Origin of the sequence: Nostoc sp. (genome assembly GCF_036919675.1) — a bacterium.
Lineage (GTDB): Bacteria > Cyanobacteriota > Cyanobacteriia > Cyanobacteriales > Nostocaceae > Nostoc.
Genome location: NZ_JBALCP010000006.1, coordinates 1 through 17,258, shown reverse-complemented (window position 1 = coordinate 17,258; position 17,258 = coordinate 1). Strand labels below are relative to the sequence as shown.

The window sequence follows — 17,258 nt, the reverse complement described above, 5'->3', positions numbered from 1 at the left end:
TGCTGATCTAATATTAAAATTTCATCCGTTTTACTATAATTCTAGATAGGCCCAAGATGTAACGATAGAAGGGATGAGTTCAATGTGTGATTTGTTATTTTTACAAGAGTTCTCATGGTAACTTTCTCTAAGGCTGCTCATTTCAACCCCTTACAAACCTGACTTACCAAGTGAATGAGTTCGGGCAAAATCAATTTTTCCATCGCCAGGTGCACAGCATTACTGGAACCAGGAAGCGAGAAGATTAATTTATCTTGATAAACACCAGCAACAGCGCGAGAAGCGATCGCCCGCGAACCAATTTCTTGATAACTTAAAAAACGAAATAACTCACCAAATCCCGGTAAGGTTTTCTCTAGTAATTTCTCAATGGCATCGTAGGTGATATCTCTTGGTGCAATACCTGTACCACCATTGAAAATTACAGCATCCAAATTTGAGCTTTTAGCCAGACTTTCTATCTGCCCTTGAATTTGTGTTGGTTCATCTTTAATAATTATGTAGGCTCCTACAACATGGTTAGCATCAAGGAGTAACTGCTGAATTAGCTGTCCACTTTTGTCCGTTTCCAAAGTGCGTGTATCGCTGACAGTAACCACAGCACAAGTTACCGTAATTCTAGGCGAGTCTGGGTGGGGTTGTGGCATTCATTATAAGTCAGTCATTAACTTTTGATCATGGATAATTGGGCATGGGGAATGGCGCATTGGGCATGACAATAATTACCGATGCCCGATGCCCGATACCCTATGCCCTATGCCTCATTTTTGCTGAGTCCAAGATCGTTTTCTTCAGCATACCGTTCCATGAAGCGCATAAAGCGATCCCATTCTTGGGGAGATTTCATCACGTAAACTGCTTCTAATGCTTCCGGTTTTCCGTTAACAAACTTACCCTTAACTTCACGGGTAATTATCTCCCCTTCTTCGTCAATCAAGTACATTCCGGTAATGTCTTCGGTGCTATTTTGATCTAAAATCTTTGGATTCGTAAAAATAAACGTCGCTGTACCACTTTCGCCACTGCGCGATCGCGTCAGGCGCACCTCTGGAGTTACTTCTTCGTCAAGACCTTTAGAAAACTGGATTTTCGCCATGATGAGTGAATTTAAACTTTTGTGATGGTTAATTTAATATTCTCTCATCAATTAGAACACCACGGTCTACAGGCTACTGTTATTCCTCTTTTTAGTGTATATACTTAAACCGCTTATTTTTCAAGTAACAAAGTTACGGGGCCATCGTTTTCAATTGTAACTTGCATCATTGCACCAAATTGACCTGTTTCCACCTGCAAACCGCTAGCTCTTAACTTGGTAACAAAACGATTATACAAAACTTCTGCTGATTGGGGAGCGGCTGAACGGTCAAAAGAAGGACGGCGACCTTTGTGACAGTCACCGTAAAGGGTAAACTGACTGACTACTAATAAATCGCCGCCAATTTCTTGTACAGATTTTTGCCAACGGTCGTCTCCTTCTTGGTCAGGAAACAGCCGCAATTCCAAGCACTTACGCACCATCCAGTCGATTTCAGTATCAGTATCGGTATTGGCAATACCCACAAGTAAATTTAGCCCCCGCCCAATTTTGCCGACAATTTCATCATTAACTGTAACTTAAGATGATTTGACTCGCTGGATGATAACGCGCATTTTAATCTAAACGTTGATCAATGTTTCAATTTTACAGCGATGTTTACAACGGGCTATTCGGCGTTGCATTCTTAAAGCGCAAGTTGAATCTCGAAAGAACGAGCGCCTACCACCTGATACAATCTTTTAATGTTCGATAACGTCTGTAAGTTCCTCGCTGAAACCTTCTCCAGTGACTTTGCAAGTTGGCTGTTAGGAGAATCATATCACCCTGACTGAGTTAAGTCCTTCTGAGCTTTCTCTTGAACCAATCCGCGCCGATGCGCTGATATTGCTCCAATCTGATGAAGTTGTGCTGCATTTGGAATTCCAAACCCAACCCAAAGCTGATATTCCCTTTCGGATGATTGATTATCGGTTGCGAGTCTATCGCCGCTTTAAGAATAAGCGAATGCGCCAAGTGGTGATTTATCTGCAACAAACAAATTCAGAACTTATCGAGCAAACCACATTCACTTTGGAAGAAACCTTTCATAAGTTCGAGGTAATTCGTCTTTGGGAGCAACCAACAAGTGTATTTTTGGAGCATCCGGGATTATTGCCATTTGCAGTGTTAAGTCAGACAAATAACCGCACTGCTACGTTACAACAATTTGCTCAGGAAATTTCAGAAATTACCGATGAACCTCTCCAAAACAATATTGCAGCCTCAGCCTTCATTCTGGCTGGACTAGTATTAGAGAAAGATATAATTCAACAATTGCTGCGGAGGGAACTTATGCAGGAATCAGTAACTTATCAAGCTATCAAAAACGAAGGTCGCGCTGAAGAAGTGCGGCGTGTAGCGGTGAATTTGCTCAAAGAGGGAATGTCTGTGAATATAGTGGCGAGAGTTACAGGGTTATCTCTGGAAGAGGTGCAGGAGTTGGTAAGAGAAGAAGCTGGTAACGCAGGGGAGTGAGAAAGCGAGCCATTATAACAGATGGCGGAGCCAGTGAGAATGCATTCCCAGGTGGAACCTGGGAACGAGTACACGAGTACGCAATTTTAACTTTTAACTCCTCACTCCTAACTCCTAACTCCTAACTTTTATTTTCCAAAGCCTTTACCGCGAGAGGTTGAAGGTAGACAAATGCAGTTTTCGAGTTGAGTAATTAAAGCCTCACGATCCAAATTTTGACCAATCAGCACTAGCTGGTTTTTCAATTTACCTTGCCATTCATCATCATCTAAGGTGAAGCGTTTACCGCAAAGATGGAAAATATGACGCTTCGGACTTTCATCAAACCACATAATCCCCTTCGCTCGGAAGATATTTGAGGGTAGCTGGTTATCTAAGAAATACTGAAACTTCCTAATAGAAAAAGGCTTGTCACTTTGGAAAGATATGGAAGTAAAACCATCATTTTCTAAATGGTCAGAATGATGGTGATGATCGTGATGGTCATGGTCATGATCGTGATGATCGTGACCGCATGTTGAGTGGTCATGATCATCATGGTCGTGATGGTCGTGATGGTCGTGATGGTCGTGATCATCCACCACTGTGTCAAAATATTTATCAGACTCAAACAGACCAACACTCAGAATTAAAGGAAGTGGCACTTGCGATCGCGTGGAGCGGATAATTCTCGCTCCTTCCTTAACTTCGTTAATTTTTCTTTCTAACTCATTCAAAGTGGCTTCATCAACCAAATCAGTCTTGTTCAGCACAATTACATCGCCATAGGCAATCTGGCTGTATGCCGCCTCAGAGTTAAATAAATCTAGGCTGTAATTCGCCGCGTCTACTACGGTAATAATCGAATCCAAGCGGGTTAAATCCCGCAATTCTGTACCAAGAAATGTTAAAGCTACTGGTAGCGGATCTGCCAATCCAGTTGTTTCCACTACTAGATAATCTAGATTTTCTTGGCGTTCTAAAACTTTGTAAACTGCATCTACCAAATCATTATTAATAGTGCAGCAGATACAACCATTATTTAGCTCCACCATGTTCTCACCAGTGGAAACAATTAGCTCGTTGTCGATGCCAATTTCGCCAAATTCATTCACTAGAACAGCGGTTTTCAAACCCTGTTGGTTGTTGAGGATATGATTAAGTAAAGTCGTCTTGCCACTACCGAGAAAACCCGTAATAATTGTTACTGGCATTCCTTGTTTGGGCGTATCCATTGCGGAAGATTCGGGTGTAACTGCTGATTGCATGGCGCTGTTATCAAATAGTCAAAAGTAGTAATGTAGCGCAGATAGTCCAGAAAACACTAGCATAGGGATGCTGGACTGTCATCCCAGCTGCTTTACCCTATTATTACGTATCTTCTTATTTCAGCATTACTCTGTTATGACCCTAACCCTTTACAATACCCTCACCCGTCGTCAAGAACCGTTTGAAACAGTCGAACCAGGCAAGGTTAAGATGTATTACTGCGGCGTGACAGTGTACGACTACTGCCATTTGGGTCATGCGAGAGCTTGCATTGTTTGGGATGTAATCCGCCGATACCTCCAGTTTATCGGCTATGAAGTCCGATATATCCAAAATTTTACTGATATTGATGACAAGATTCTGAATCGAGCCTGTGTTGAACATTCATCAATGGAAGCTGTAGCCGATCGCTTTATCAAAGCATATTTTGAGGATATGGCGCGGTTGGGGATTAAAGAAGCTGATGAGTATCCCCGTGCTACCCACACAATCAATGGCATTCAGCGGTTAATTCATGAGTTGGAAAATAAGGGTTTTGCTTACCCTGCTGACGGTGATGTGTATTATCCAGTACGACAGTTTGCTGAGTATGGCAAGCTTTCTGGACGCAAGTTAGAAGATATGCAAGCCGGGAAAAGCGATCGCGTCAACGTGGATGATCCAGAATACCAGAAAAAGAAAGACCCCTTTGATTTTGTTTTATGGAAAGCAGCAAAACCGGGAGAACCTGCTTGGGAATCACCTTGGGGCGCAGGTCGTCCTGGGTGGCATATAGAATGCTCGGCAATGGTGCGCGATCGCTTGGGTGATACCATAGATATTCATGCTGGTGGTACTGACTTAATTTTTCCCCACCACGAAAATGAAATTGCCCAATCTGAGGTTGTGACAGGAAAACCCCTAGCGCGTTACTGGTTGCATAACGGCATGGTGACAGTAGATGGTGAAAAAATGTCCAAATCTTTGGGCAACTTTATCACTATTCGAGAATTGCTAGATCGAGGAGTTGACCCGATGGCAGTGCGGTTGTTTGTACTGACTGCTCAATATCGCACACCAATTGATTTTAGCGATGAAGCGATCGCCGCAGCAACTAACGGTTGGCACACCCTTAAAGAAGGTTTACTCTTTGGCTACCAATACGGTGAGCAACTGGGTTGGTCATTGGATATAGTCAGTAATCCCATGCTTCATCCCAATGGTAAACTCTTTGAGGGACACGCTAAACAACTTGGTTGGCCATTAAATACAAAAATAGATTCCAATTTCCATCCCTACGCTGAACTCTTTTGCAACGCTGTCAACAATGACTTTAATTTCCCTGGTGGGTTAAGAAGCTTGTTTGAAATGGCTAAAGAATTACGCCAGGAGGGGAATATGCTGATACATGAAGGGAAAACAAATAATCCAGACGATGAATTGCTTCAGGTATGGCGAACACTTGTTACTTTGGCTGATGTTTTTGGTTTAACCGCGAAGCCAGAAGTGAAAACGCCTGCGAGTAATGGTTTAAGCGATGCGGAAATTGAGGCACGAATTCAGCAAAGGCAAGAAGCACGTAAAGCCAAAAATTTTGCTGAAAGCGATCGCATTCGTGACCAACTTCAAGCAGAAGGTATTACGCTAATTGATAGCCGTGATGGTACACGCTGGCATCGGAATTAGAGGGTAATGGGAACTGGGAACTAGGAATTGAATTCTTCCCAATGCCCAATACAACTCTTGGAGAGGCTGCGCCAACGGCTTACCTCGACTTCGCCCAACTCTTGGAGAGGCTGCGCCAACGGGTACTTCGACTGCGCTCAGTACAAGTCCGCTCAGGACAAGCTCGGTACAAGTCGCTCAGTACAAGTGCCCAATGCCCAATTCTCAATTCCCAGTTCCCAATTCCCAATTCCCAATTCCCAATTCCTTAAATTATGTGGTCTGAACTTAAAAAAGCGATCGCTAGTTTCGACATTCCCGCTGATTGGATCGGTATTAGAGCCGTAAAGGAGACTTCTACTACCCGTTTAGTCCGTGACGCCTTACCCCAGATAAACGGCAAATCCTTCACTGTAGGAGCTATGCTGGAAGTTTTGGTCAATGGCTGTCTGGGTTATGCAGCTACTAACTCCCTGGAATTACCGTCTCTACAAGCCGCTGCTCAAACAGCCTATAAACAGGCACTAGCAGCCAGTGAATGGTGGATACATCCCTTCCATGAAAGTGAGCGCCCTAAAGTCGTTGGTGAATATAAATCCCCATTTCTTGAGCCATTGGATGCTCTGAGTCCCGGAGAAATCAACGATTTACTGGTTCGCATTTGCCAAACCCTAAAAGTTGACGACAAGATTGTGCAAACCATAGCTAGTGCCAGCACCACTGAGAGAGAATCTTGGTTTATTAGCAGCAATGGCTCAGAAGTCTATCAAAAAATACTATCTATAGGCACTAATTACGGAGCCACTGCCCAAGATGGAGCGGTTGTACAGCAGCGCAGCAACAACGGCTCGCAATCAAACTGTTACCAAGGTGGACTAGAGCTTTTAAAACAAGAAGATTTATGGCATCGAGTGCGGCAAATTGGCGAACAAGCAGTAGAACTATTGAGAGCAGAAGAATGCCCAACCACCCGTACCAATTTAGTTTTAGCCCCAGACCAAATGATGCTGCAAATCCATGAAAGTGTCGGGCATCCCCTAGAAATTGACCGAATTTTGGGAGATGAACGTAACTATGCTGGGGGCAGCTTCGTTAATAAAAGTGATTTTGGCAACCTAGTATATGGTTCGCCACTGATGAATATTACCTTTGATCCCACCGTGCCTGGTGAATTTGCTAGCTATGGCTTTGATGATACGGGTGCTGTAGCAACGCGGGAGTATTTGGTAAAAGAAGGTGTACTCCAACGGGGTTTAGGCAGTCTGGAGAGTCAAGTAAGAGCAGGCGTACCAGGAGTTGCCTGTGCCCGTGCTTCCTCATGGAATCGACCAGCGATCGATCGCATGGCAAACTTGAATTTAGAGCCTCTAAACACTAGCTTTGAAGACATTATTGCTGGGATAGAACACGGCGTTTACATGGAATCTAACCGATCTTGGTCAATTGACGATCGCCGCTACAAATTTCAATTTGGTTGCGAGTACGCTAAATTAATTGAAAACGGTAAACTCACCAAAACCCTCCGCAATCCTAACTATCGCGCCACAACACCAGAGTTTTGGCACAGCTTAATCCAAGTTGGAAATGCTGACAACTGGGAAATGTATGGTACTCCTTATTGTGGTAAAGGAGAGCCAAATCAGGCCATTTGGGTAGGACATGGTTCACCTGTTTGTGTATTTGCTAATGTCGAAGTTTTTGGTGGAGGAAGTTAAAAGAGTGCAAATTTAGAGACGCGATTAATCGTGTCTGTACAGGAGTTAGGAATTAGAAGTTTTGAATTAAAAAATTCTTCAACTTTTAATTTATAATTCATAACTCATCACTCATCACTCATCACTCCTAATTTTCTCCCATCCCTATTACCTATTAATATTTAATATCCATGAAAATTGAGGAATTATCTGCGTTAGAAGTCAGCTTTAATCAACTGATTGAAAATCTCCTGAACAAAAAAGCGGAAAATGAACAATTCACTGTGAGACTAAGCAGTGAAAGAAGTCAATTTACTCGTTTCAATCATGCGAAAGTGCGACAAACTGGTTGTGTTGCTGATGGTTGGATCGAACTGACTTTGATGGCAGACCAGCGCAGCAGTGTTCGACAGTTTCCCTTTACTGGAAATTGGGACGTAGATTGGCAGTTAACATATGCTGCTTTGCAGGAATTACGTGACGAACTTATTTTATTACCCATCGATCCATATCTAGTTTTACCATCAGGAACTAATACCAGCCGGGAAGTACATTTGGGGAATTTATTGGCAGCGGAAGCAGTAGTACCCAATGTGCTGGAACTGGTTACTGAATTAGATTTTACTGGCATATACGCTGGAGGTGTTGTAATTAAAGCTTATGGTGATTCTAACGGACAGAAACACTGGTTTGCTACTGATTCTTTTACCTTAGATTATTCTCTCTTCTCTATATCTGGACAAGCAGTTAAGGGAACATTTGCAGGGAGTAATTGGGATAAATCTGCTTATATAGCCAAAATCAGCGAAGCCAAAAAGCAACTAGAATTGCTTTCTCGCCCAGCTAAAGAATTGCCACGGGGACAGTACAAAACTTATTTTGCACCTGCTGCTGTTGGAGATTTATTAATGATGCTTTCTTGGGGATCTGTGAGTGAAGCTGATATTCAGCAAGGAAACAGTGCTTTAGCTACTCTATGGCGTCAAGAAAAACAACTTTCGACTGCATTTAGTTTGAAAGAAAACTTTCAGCGGGGATTAGTACCGCGATTTAATGAATTAGGAGAAGTCGCAGCACCGGAGTTACCTGTAATAGAAAAAGGATATTTGGTAAATACTCTAGTGAATTCTCGAACTGCTAAGGAATATCAAAAAATTGCCAACGGTGCTAATGTTTCAGAGACTTTACGAGCGCCTGAAGTGAGTCCGGGAAAGTTGGTATTTGAGCAGATTTTTCCGAGTTTAGATACCGGATTATATGTATCTAATTTGCATTACTTGAATTGGAGCGATCGCCAAACTGGGAGAATTACAGGTATGACCCGTTATGCTTGTTTTTGGGTAGAAAACGGAGAAATTATTGCCCCCATTGAAAACTTACGTTTTGATGAAAGTCTCTACCGATTTTGGGGAGAAAACTTAGTAGATTTGACCAATTTTCAAGAGTTCATTCCGGAAGTTGGTACATACGAAAGTCGCCAACTAGGAGGTAGTTTAGTTCCCGGTATGCTGGTGGAAGATTTTACATATACTTTGTAATCAGGTGTTGTAATTGCGTTTTTGATGAATTTTAAACATAAATATAGCGGTTCCCAATTGCATGGAATACAGACCTAACAAGAACAGCCCCAACCCTTGTAGCGTTGGGGAGTAATACTCAAAGCCTCTGACGCCACGTGCTTCTCCCAAGGGGAGACGCTGCGCGAACAAGTCGGCAGAGCCGGACGCCAGTCGCTCATGGGGGAAACCCCCTACAGCCCTTCGGGCATCCTACGGCAGGCGCTAGCCTCTCCCTTTGGGAGAAGACCGCGCTGGCTCCCCAACGCAGTGCCTCCTCCTTGTAGGAGAGAGGAATGGAAGTGAGGTCAAAACTGTACTGCACCCAAGCGAGAACCGCTATATAGCAATCATATTTGATTTGTGAGAATTGCAAAACGCAGCTCCCCGACTTCGTAAAAGTTGTCGGGGAGCTTGTTTATTTATTACAAATGATTCAGGATTACTATTAGTAATAACATTATCCCAATCCTAAAATTATCTATCTCTGTAAACTGAATTAATTACAATATCTTTGATAATTAGGTAAATAATTAATAAAAACAATAAAAGTTGTCCAAATTGAAGAATTGGATCTAATCGCCAACCTTGAAAAATCAAAATAAATCCGCACAATAACATTAAAATTGGCACAACTATAGATTGTATAATATAAAGTGCTAAAGCCCAACTCGTAAGTCTTGTTCCACGTTTAACTAGCCAAAATACCATAAAAATCAAGTAACCTACTGCTAAAAGCAAATAAATAATTCCCAGTCTACTAGCTGAATTTGCTCCAAAGTTAACTTGAGCTAAAGTAAGCAGTTTTGAAAAATCCTGCTTAATTACAATTTAAAATTTTAAACCTATTACTAAGTAGATTCAGCTTAGAGCATAGAAATTTAAAAGTCTTCCTTGACAAAAATTGTTGGTTTAAGCAATGGCGCATTGGTGTCAACTTAAGTGAAACCCTTGTAATAATCTAATATTCTCTCGTTCACAGCCTCAGGCTGGGAATGCCCATTTGAGGCTCTGCCTCCTTTATTAATATTAGCGGCAGAGCCGCTTTTAATACATTTCCAGGTTATACCTGGAAACGAGAGTTTTCTCTCGTGTTTTGCCTTAAATTGACACCAATAGCAATAGCGAAACCCAACCTATAATTTTTCCCCATCTGTGCTAGAACCCCTATTTTTTATTGCCAGGAGGTGAATTGCGCTGGGTGAGGTTATCAATTTGCAATTGTTGCCGTCCGTTGGTGATAACTCGTAACATCTGCTTGAGATCCTGCTCAATATTTTCCAGGATGCCATCGGCATATGCATCAGCACCATCTTCAATTTCTTGAGCGTGAGCGATCGCAGTTTGTCGCATTTGCTCTAACTCTTGCTGACAAGCATACCGTTTGCGGTCAATTTCGGCGAGTGTTTCTTGCATCATTGCCTCACACTCTTGTTGCACTTGTCGCCGCAGTTGTTCAGCTTCTTGTTCTGCCTGTTGAATAATATCGCTTTCAGCTAAAATTTGCGCTCTTTTTGCTTGCGCGGACTCAACAACCTGCTGTCCATACTCTTCCGCTTCTAGCAGAATTTCATCCTTTTGGTCAAGGATGGCTGCTGCTTCTTGAAAAAGTGATGGTAAAGCAAGCCGGATGTAATCAAGCTGATCCAGCAACTTTTCTTCATCTATGAGAGTGCGTCCTGTCAGCGGAATCCTGAGACTAGAGAGAACCATTTCCTCTAGGCGGTTGAGTTCCTGCTGAATATCTATGCTTCCCTCTCCACTGAGATACTCTTCAGGGGGGGGATTGCTTCCGTTGAGATTGGGTTCAACATTGGAGAGTTGTGATTGTAGCATTGGTATATATCCAGGGCAATGTGTGGGGGAACGAGATGATCGATAGAGCCACCAAACCTTGCAATCTCTTTTACCACACTACTACTTAAAAAACTATACTCATTTGAGGTTGCCAGAAAAACTGTTTCTATTTGGGTAGAAAGAGTTTTATTAGTGTGAGCCATTTGCAGTTCTACTTCAAAATCTGACACAGCCCGTAAACCCCTAAGTAAAACTTGTGCTTGTCGCATTTGAGCATAGTTGACGGTAAGACCGTCGAAGCTGTCTACTTCTACATTAGGTAGATGTTGTGTAGAAAGACTGATCTGATCTAGCCTTTGCTGCACGCTAAAAAGTGGCATTTTGTTGGGGTTCCGCAGTACAGCGACAATCACGCGCTCAAACAGCCGACTACCGCGCTGGATGAGGTCAAGGTGTCCCAAGGTGATGGGGTCGAAGCTACCAGGATAAATAGCAATCACAATTTTAGATATGTCAAAGTTGTTTAGGTGATTATATCGAAACTCTTTTGTGTAACTTACTCAAATTTACCATCTTGCGCTCTGAGTAAGAATGCTAAACTCAATTGTTTTAGTAGCACAAGTTATGCTCAACTAGGCGTTAGGAACTATAGCGGTTCTCACTTTGGTGCAATATAGTCGCAACCTCACCCCCTCTGTTTGCTAAGGAGAGGGGTTGGGGGTGAGGTTGAACAACATATTTCATGCAAACGAGAACCGCTATAAACTCCTAAATATGGATGCTGGATTTTTACCTACGTCCCCATAATGTTGTGGAGGATTTAAGTGTAGTTCCAGTATTCGAGACGTAAAAAACTCCGTACTTAGCAAAGTGCGCGGGTAGTTAACGAACTTTTCTAGGTAATTTTTCATGGCACTGGATTTTTCCACCTTGCCTTTGGCGTTTCAATTTACTTCTCCAGGACCGATTCTGGTGAAATTAGGGCTATTAGCTATCCGCTGGTATGGCTTATTGATTGCCACAGCAGTGTTAATTGGCGTCATCCTTTCCCAGGATTTGGCAAAGCGCCGTAATGTTAATCCGGAGTTGCTAGGCGATTTGTTTTTTTGGTTGTTGATTGGGGCAATTCCTGGCGCACGGCTATATTACGTTTTCTTTGAGTGGTCAAAATATGCCCCAACTCCAGGAAAAATCTTTGCGATCTGGGAAGGAGGTATTGCCATTCATGGAGCGATTCTTGGTGGCGTTTTGGCTGCGTTAATCTTTGCCAAAATCAAGCAGGTTTCTTTCTGGCAACTGGCAGATTTAGTAGCACCTTCGCTGATTTTAGGGCAGGCGATCGGACGTTGGGGCAATTTCTTTAATTCTGAGGCTTTTGGCGATCCTACTGATTTACCTTGGAAGTTGTATATTCCACCAGACCATCGTCCTCTAGAGTATGCTAGTTTCGATTACTTTCATCCCACCTTCCTGTACGAATCTCTGTGGGATTTAATGGTGTTTGCGCTATTAATAACCTTGTTTTTCCGGTCTTTATCTGGTAAGCCACGCCTGAAAGTAGGCACGCTGTTTCTAGTTTACTGGCCAGCCTATAGCTTAGGACGCTTGTGGATCGAAGGTTTTCGCACTGATAGCTTAATGCTGGGGCCGTTAAAAATGGCACAAGTCGTCAGTAGTCTAGGAATTTTATTGGGATTAGTTGGATTAGCTTGGCTTTACTTACTCAAACGCCCTTTACCCGATGTAGTTCCTACTCCTAAGGGAAATGGGGAGAGTGGAAGATGAGGAAGTAGGGGAGAAAGAATAACTAATGCCCAATACTCAATGCCTAAAAAATAAAAAATGCCCCAGAGTATTCTCTAGGGCTTAACCAGGGTGCATCTACCATTACTCTCTACTAGGCAAAGAGGGTGAATCCGGAAAGATACTGAGAAAATAACAAAAAAGTTTTTTGAGGGATTGCCGTGTGTTCTTCTAAAAGTGAATATACAGAAAACCTAAGCTATAAAAAAACACTATACGCCATAGAACCATCTGTGTACATTGTCGGAGCAGGCCCTGGAGATCCGGATTTATTAACGGTGAAGGCGCAGAGACTACTAGCTGTTGCTGATGTGATTTTATTTGCTGATTCTTTAGTACCCGAAGAGATTTTAGAACTTTGCCGAAAAGATGCGGAGATAATTAGGACTGCAAATCAGACTTTAGAAGAGATTTTGCCGATTATGATTGATCGGGTGCGATCGCAGCACAAATCTCTAGTCCGTCTCCATTCTGGCGATCCTAGTCTCTACAGCGCCATCCACGAGCAAATGCACCTCCTAGCAGAGGCAGATATTCCTTTTGAAGTTATACCAGGTATCAGCGCCTTTCAAGCCGCTGCTGCCAAACTTAAAGTAGAACTAACTGTCCCTGGTTTAGTCCAAACTATCATTTTGACACGCATCAGCGGACGTACAGAAGTCCCCGCCACCGAAGAATTAGCCTCTCTGGCGGCACATCAGGCTAGCCTCTGCTTATATCTCAGTGCGCGTCACGTCGAAAATGCCCAAGCCAAACTACTCGAACATTACCCAGCCGAAACCCCCATTGCAATTTGCTTTCGCATCGGCTGGCCCGATGAAAAAATCAGGGTTGTCCCCCTTAATCAAATGGCAGACTGCACTCATAAAGAAAAACTAATTCGCACTACACTTTATATCATCAGTCCAGCCCTCTCGACAGCAACAGGGCGATCGCGTTTATATCATCCCGAACATAGTCATCTATTTCGCTCGTCTCATCACTAAATGCTAGGGCATTGGGCACTTGTACTGAGCGTTCGCGTAGCGTCTCGTAGAGAAGCCGAAGTATTGGATATTGGGCATGGGGAATGAGTATCTGAGGTGGATGAACGAGTATCTGAGGTGGATGAACGAGTCTTTGAACCAATGCTTCAGGGATTTCCAAGAAATAAATTATCCAAATAAACGAACCACTCCAGACGCAGAGAACACAGAGAGGAGAAATAAAGAGGATTTTTGCGTCAGTTTTGGGATATTTTTTTATTTGGAAGTCCCTCAACTTCTAACTCTCCCTCATCCCCCTGCTTTCCGACTCCCCATCTCCCTAATCTTTATACTCTGTACTTGTGCGTTTCGATAAACTTAACAATGTGAATAAAATCAAAATTTCCAATTCGGTACTATGCCACTAATTAAAGTGCAAACTTCTGCATCTGCTCCTCAAAAAACTGAAATTGAGTCAATGCTTTTAAATCTATCAGCCAAGTTAGCGAAACATTTGGGAAAACCAGAATCCTATGTAATGACTGCTTTTGAACCGGGAATCCCCATGACCTTTGCAGGAAATACAGACCCGGTTTGTTACATTGAAATTAAGAGTGTTGGCACGATGAAGCCAGACCAAACCGCAGCAATGAGTCAGGACTTTTGCCAGCAGATTAACCAAACTCTAGGTGTACCTAAAAATCGCATTTACATCGAGTTTGCAGACGCCAAGGGGGCAATGTGGGGCTGGAACGGCACAACCTTTGGTTAATTCCCTGTCTTCTTTGGTCAAGATTAACTTGATCTGGCAGGTGTAGGATAGAGATCCTACATCAATTCGTGATTTTTTTATGTCTGCTACGCCTCTTGTATCTCAGGTTGATTTACACAACCCAGAAAAATCAGAATTAATCCCTCCCCTTCTAGGTGCTTCTCTTCCAGAGTTAAGCACTTGGGTGCAGCAGCAGGGACAACCTGCTTACAGAGGAAAGCAACTACATGAATGGATCTATGACAAGGGGGTGCGATCGCTATCTGATATTTCTGTCTTCCCCAAGCAATGGCGCAAAGAAGTCGCAGAAATCCCGATTGGGCGCTCAATTTTACATTACCGCTCTGTGGCACCTGATGGCACAGTCAAATATCTTTTGCGATTAACAGACGATCAAATTATTGAAACTGTTGGCATCCCCACCTTGGGAGAAAGAGGAGAAGGCCCAAAATCTCGGCTGACAGTTTGTGTTTCTACTCAGGTGGGTTGCCCAATGGCGTGTGATTTTTGCGCTACTGGTAAGGGAGGCTACAAGCGCAACCTAGCAAGGCATGAAATTGTCGATCAGGTGTTGACTGTACAAGAAGATTTTCAGCAACGAGTTAGCAATGTAGTGTTTATGGGACTGGGTGAACCGTTGTTGAATACTGAGAATGTCCTAGCAGCCCTGAAATCTTTGAATCAAGATGTCGGTATCGGACAGCGATCGCTTACAGTTTCAACTGTTGGTATTCGCGATCGCATCCGTCAGTTCGCGCAAAACAATTTGCAAATTACTCTCGCTGTTAGTCTCCACGCACCTAACCAAGCACTGCGGGAAAAACTCATCCCCAGCGCCCGCGCCTATCCTCTAGAAGATTTACTGGCTGAATGTCGAGAATATGTAGAAATCACTGGACGCCGCGTTACCTTTGAATATGTTCTCCTTGCTGGTGTCAACGATTTACCAGAACATGCATTACAACTGGCGAAACGCCTGCGAGGATTCCAAAGTCATGTGAATTTGATTCCCTATAACCCTATTCAAGAAGTAGACTACAAACGCCCCAACCGCGATCGTATTCAAGCATTTGTCAACGTCCTTAAGCAGCAAAATATTGCTGTTACCGTCCGTTATTCCCGTGGTTTAGAAGCCGATGCTGCTTGTGGACAACTCAGAGCAAGTAAGAATTAAACCTCTTGCAGTCAATTTTATGAATGAATTAAGACTAGCCCTTTCAAGGTGAGTCATAAAATCTTAGTTCTGGCAATAAAATCTCTACTTTACTCTCTGTGTTCTCTGTGCCTCTGCGGTTAAAAAGTAATTTATGGAACCACTCCAGACGCAGAGAACACAGAGATCAGAAAAATTCTTATCCAAAAATTTTACCCACTTTGAAAGGGCTAGTCCTGAACCTGAGAAATTATCTCTATTTATCTATGGAGTAAAACCGCCTGAAATCCTTTTTTTAACTTACCTGCCGTAGGTAAGTGGATTACGGAAATCCGGCAAACCATGTAAAAAATTTGAATGTATAATTTAATTAAGATGAATATCTAAAAAAGGATATTTTTATGCAGAATCAAGATAATGCACTGGATATAACCTTGATTTAGGAAGCTATTCTCAATGCACTGATATTTAGAGAACGTTATGGACTGGAGACGCCGAAGGAATCGCGCAAGCCCATAACGGTGAATAAAGCATTAGCTTTAGTTAGCTATTTCAAGCCCCTGCATTTATGTATAGGGTAATTATGAATTATGTTGCCATTTTAAGGGTTTAGCGATCGCTCAACCCAACCTATAACAATTGAGGAAATAACTGGATGTTGAATCGCTTATTAATGGTTAAAGTATGGCTACTATTGATTGTGCTTGCAAAAGCTTTATCGATGAATTCTCCTGCATCTGCACAAATAATTCAGACGAATCCTCAACAAACCGAGTCCTTTCAAGAAAGAATGAGACAACAACAAGAGCAGCGAAATCAGCAAACACAACAGCAATTTAAGGAAACATGGCTACGGCAAAACCTTCAAGAACCACGACTACAACAACAACAGATAATACAACAGCAAGACTTCACAAGACAACAGCAAGAACTGATCCGCGAGCAACAATTAAGACTACAACACGAAGAAACAAGACTACAACAGCAAGAATTTACACAACAGCAACAACTGAGAATACAACAGCAACAACTCAGACAAGATCAACAAATTAGACAACAGCAAGAATTTAGATTACAAGAACAGAGACTACAGCAACAATTCAGACAACAGAAGAATAAGCTATGAAGTGTTCAAAATTTCTGATAAGTAATTTTATTATTAAAAATTAGAGAAAACATTCTCCAATTTTTAATTTTTATTATCTAGCGATGTGCATAAATTCCTGGCGCATAAGCCTCAATGACTTTGCCAGTGCGAGTGCAAGTAATCATCAAGTAGTCACAACTAGGGCATTGTGTGCGAGTTATTTGACTATCATAAATATAATAGCGTTCTGCTTGGCAACCGCAATTTGGGCAGTAAATCTTTTGTACTGTCTGCATTTGAAAACCCCTGGTTGTAACTATTTTTTATTTGAGAAAACTGCCAGTTAAAGTAGCAAAAATTTTGGTTTGACCCAACTTAACAAACGACTTTAATATTGGCTGATTATTTTAAACAAAATTTCAAGGTTGAAAAAAATTTCGATATCTCTGTATATTATCCTAAACTTTAAGTGATATTACCCTCCTACTTTAGATACATAATTTATTTTTTAATTAAATACTGCTTAGTGATTTACTGATCCCTATGACGAATCCCTTGAGAAAGCCTTGTTTATAGTCATTTCAGACGAATACAAAAAAGCCGTTCTTGTATTCAAAAATTAAAACCAAGAAAATACTGTATATTTAGTAACAAAATTTTTATCTTAAGATTTAGTTAATATTTGCTGCCAAGATTTATGAGATTAAATTTTGGTGAGATAATTTCATCAAAACTACCGCACTTATAAGAGACCGTAAATTTACGGTTTCTACACAGCTTAAATTCTCGCAGACAACCTTAACTTAATCATCTGTGAGAGTGGAACTAGTATACTGTGGCGTCAGTTTGCCTACCTTTAACAAAGGGATTTTGCCGCTTGTCTTAAGCTCTTATACCAAGTTGCAATAGATAGTATTATTTAATGGAAGTAAAATTGGTGTACAGTGATGCCTCGGACTCGGATTAAGATCATTCCTCACCTGGA

At 42.1% G+C, this 17,258-nt stretch carries 16 protein-coding genes and 2 pseudogenes; 10 read left to right on the top strand and 8 right to left on the bottom strand.

All coding sequences use genetic code 11. The features are described 5' to 3' along the window. Positions 1–137 precede the first annotated feature (137 nt). The 3 genes and pseudogenes from V7K49_RS00350 to dtd form a co-directional block, all read right to left on the bottom strand. A complete protein-coding gene (locus V7K49_RS00350; RefSeq protein ID WP_335204064.1) occupies positions 138–647 on the bottom strand; it encodes a MogA/MoaB family molybdenum cofactor biosynthesis protein in 510 nt (169 codons plus the stop codon). A gap of 107 nt (positions 648–754) precedes the next feature. Next, entirely contained in the window at positions 755–1,096 is a 342-nt protein-coding gene (gene psb28, locus V7K49_RS00345) for a photosystem II reaction center protein Psb28 (protein ID WP_335204063.1), read from the bottom strand. 113 nt (positions 1,097–1,209) lie between these two features. After that, a pseudogene (gene dtd / locus V7K49_RS00340) lies at positions 1,210–1,653 on the bottom strand (D-aminoacyl-tRNA deacylase). Positions 1,654–1,782: 129 nt separating this feature from the next. On the opposite strand from dtd, the pseudogene V7K49_RS00335 reads away from it, so the two are divergent. After that, positions 1,783–2,554: pseudogene (locus V7K49_RS00335) on the top strand (Rpn family recombination-promoting nuclease/putative transposase). A gap of 128 nt (positions 2,555–2,682) precedes the next feature. Here V7K49_RS00335 and V7K49_RS00330 read toward each other — a convergent pair. Continuing rightward, positions 2,683–3,801: a CobW family GTP-binding protein gene (locus V7K49_RS00330; RefSeq protein ID WP_335204062.1), complete on the bottom strand. Its 1,119-nt coding sequence runs from the start codon at positions 3,799–3,801 to the stop codon at positions 2,683–2,685. A gap of 136 nt (positions 3,802–3,937) precedes the next feature. Between V7K49_RS00330 and cysS the strand changes: the two genes are divergently transcribed. From cysS to V7K49_RS00310, 4 genes are all read left to right on the top strand, one after another. After that, positions 3,938–5,467 carry a cysteine--tRNA ligase gene (gene cysS, locus V7K49_RS00325; protein ID WP_335204061.1) on the top strand — a complete coding sequence of 510 codons (1,530 nt, stop codon included), beginning with the start codon at positions 3,938–3,940 and terminating at the stop codon, positions 5,465–5,467. 41 nt (positions 5,468–5,508) lie between these two features. After that, on the top strand, positions 5,509–5,718 hold the full coding sequence (locus V7K49_RS00320; RefSeq protein ID WP_335204060.1) for a hypothetical protein: 210 nt from the start codon (positions 5,509–5,511) through the stop codon (positions 5,716–5,718). A 3-nt stretch (positions 5,719–5,721) separates the two neighbouring features. Beyond that, positions 5,722–7,161, top strand: a complete 1,440-nt coding sequence (locus V7K49_RS00315) for a TldD/PmbA family protein (RefSeq protein ID WP_335204059.1) — start codon at positions 5,722–5,724, stop codon at positions 7,159–7,161. Between the two features lie 170 nt (positions 7,162–7,331). After that, complete coding sequence (locus V7K49_RS00310; RefSeq protein ID WP_334874116.1) at positions 7,332–8,678, top strand: TldD/PmbA family protein; 1,347 nt, start codon at positions 7,332–7,334, stop codon at positions 8,676–8,678. A gap of 495 nt (positions 8,679–9,173) precedes the next feature. On the opposite strand, the gene V7K49_RS00305 is transcribed toward V7K49_RS00310, so the two are convergent. The 3 genes from V7K49_RS00305 to coaD all read right to left on the bottom strand — a co-directional run bounded on the left by V7K49_RS00305 (position 9,174) and on the right by coaD (position 10,993). Next, a complete protein-coding gene (locus tag V7K49_RS00305) occupies positions 9,174–9,437 on the bottom strand; it encodes a Ycf66 family protein (protein WP_442948622.1) in 264 nt (87 codons plus the stop codon). Positions 9,438–9,863: 426 nt separating this feature from the next. Then, on the bottom strand, positions 9,864–10,532 hold the full coding sequence (locus V7K49_RS00300; protein WP_334874118.1) for a DivIVA domain-containing protein: 669 nt from the start codon (positions 10,530–10,532) through the stop codon (positions 9,864–9,866). Then, positions 10,442–10,993 (bottom strand): pantetheine-phosphate adenylyltransferase, encoded by a 552-nt coding sequence (gene coaD / locus V7K49_RS00295; RefSeq protein ID WP_273763736.1) that lies wholly within the window; start codon positions 10,991–10,993, stop codon positions 10,442–10,444. Before coaD ends, V7K49_RS00300 begins: the two co-directional genes overlap by 91 nt. 409 nt (positions 10,994–11,402) lie before the next feature. Between coaD and lgt the strand changes: the two genes are divergently transcribed. The 5 genes from lgt (at position 11,403) to V7K49_RS00270 (ending at position 16,312) form a co-directional block, all read left to right on the top strand. Next, on the top strand, positions 11,403–12,278 hold the full coding sequence (gene lgt, locus V7K49_RS00290) for a prolipoprotein diacylglyceryl transferase (RefSeq protein ID WP_334874121.1): 876 nt from the start codon (positions 11,403–11,405) through the stop codon (positions 12,276–12,278). Positions 12,279–12,457: 179 nt separating this feature from the next. Further along, positions 12,458–13,282, top strand: a complete 825-nt coding sequence (gene cobM / locus V7K49_RS00285) for a precorrin-4 C(11)-methyltransferase (protein ID WP_335204057.1) — start codon at positions 12,458–12,460, stop codon at positions 13,280–13,282. Positions 13,283–13,679: 397 nt separating this feature from the next. Then, complete coding sequence (locus V7K49_RS00280; RefSeq protein WP_335204056.1) at positions 13,680–14,033, top strand: phenylpyruvate tautomerase MIF-related protein; 354 nt, start codon at positions 13,680–13,682, stop codon at positions 14,031–14,033. Positions 14,034–14,112: 79 nt separating this feature from the next. Continuing rightward, the gene (gene rlmN, locus V7K49_RS00275; protein ID WP_335204054.1) at positions 14,113–15,207 is read left to right on the top strand and encodes a 23S rRNA (adenine(2503)-C(2))-methyltransferase RlmN; all 1,095 of its coding nucleotides are present in this window, start codon (positions 14,113–14,115) and stop codon (positions 15,205–15,207) included. Between the two features lie 634 nt (positions 15,208–15,841). Then, positions 15,842–16,312, top strand: a complete 471-nt coding sequence (locus V7K49_RS00270) for a hypothetical protein (RefSeq protein ID WP_335204053.1) — start codon at positions 15,842–15,844, stop codon at positions 16,310–16,312. 77 nt (positions 16,313–16,389) lie between these two features. Here V7K49_RS00270 and V7K49_RS00265 read toward each other — a convergent pair whose 3' ends face one another. After that, positions 16,390–16,569, bottom strand: coding sequence for a replication restart DNA helicase PriA (locus V7K49_RS00265; protein WP_334797557.1), 180 nt, complete (start codon positions 16,567–16,569; stop codon positions 16,390–16,392). Positions 16,570–17,258: the final 689 nt, after the last annotated feature.

Coding starts and splice junctions, on each gene's coding strand:
- rlmN (WP_335204054.1), top strand. CDS start 14,113: ATGTCTGCTACGCCTCTTGTATCTCAGGTTGATTTACACAACCCAGAA.
- cysS (WP_335204061.1), top strand. CDS start 3,938: ATGACCCTAACCCTTTACAATACCCTCACCCGTCGTCAAGAACCGTTT.
- V7K49_RS00350 (WP_335204064.1), bottom strand. CDS start 647: ATGCCACAACCCCACCCAGACTCGCCTAGAATTACGGTAACTTGTGCT.
- V7K49_RS00320 (WP_335204060.1), top strand. CDS start 5,509: ATGCCCAATACAACTCTTGGAGAGGCTGCGCCAACGGCTTACCTCGAC.
- lgt (WP_334874121.1), top strand. CDS start 11,403: ATGGCACTGGATTTTTCCACCTTGCCTTTGGCGTTTCAATTTACTTCT.
- V7K49_RS00270 (WP_335204053.1), top strand. CDS start 15,842: ATGTTGAATCGCTTATTAATGGTTAAAGTATGGCTACTATTGATTGTG.
- V7K49_RS00280 (WP_335204056.1), top strand. CDS start 13,680: ATGCCACTAATTAAAGTGCAAACTTCTGCATCTGCTCCTCAAAAAACT.
- V7K49_RS00310 (WP_334874116.1), top strand. CDS start 7,332: ATGAAAATTGAGGAATTATCTGCGTTAGAAGTCAGCTTTAATCAACTG.
- V7K49_RS00265 (WP_334797557.1), bottom strand. CDS start 16,569: ATGCAGACAGTACAAAAGATTTACTGCCCAAATTGCGGTTGCCAAGCA.
- V7K49_RS00315 (WP_335204059.1), top strand. CDS start 5,722: ATGTGGTCTGAACTTAAAAAAGCGATCGCTAGTTTCGACATTCCCGCT.
- psb28 (WP_335204063.1), bottom strand. CDS start 1,096: ATGGCGAAAATCCAGTTTTCTAAAGGTCTTGACGAAGAAGTAACTCCA.
- V7K49_RS00300 (WP_334874118.1), bottom strand. CDS start 10,532: ATGCTACAATCACAACTCTCCAATGTTGAACCCAATCTCAACGGAAGC.
- V7K49_RS00330 (WP_335204062.1), bottom strand. CDS start 3,801: ATGCAATCAGCAGTTACACCCGAATCTTCCGCAATGGATACGCCCAAA.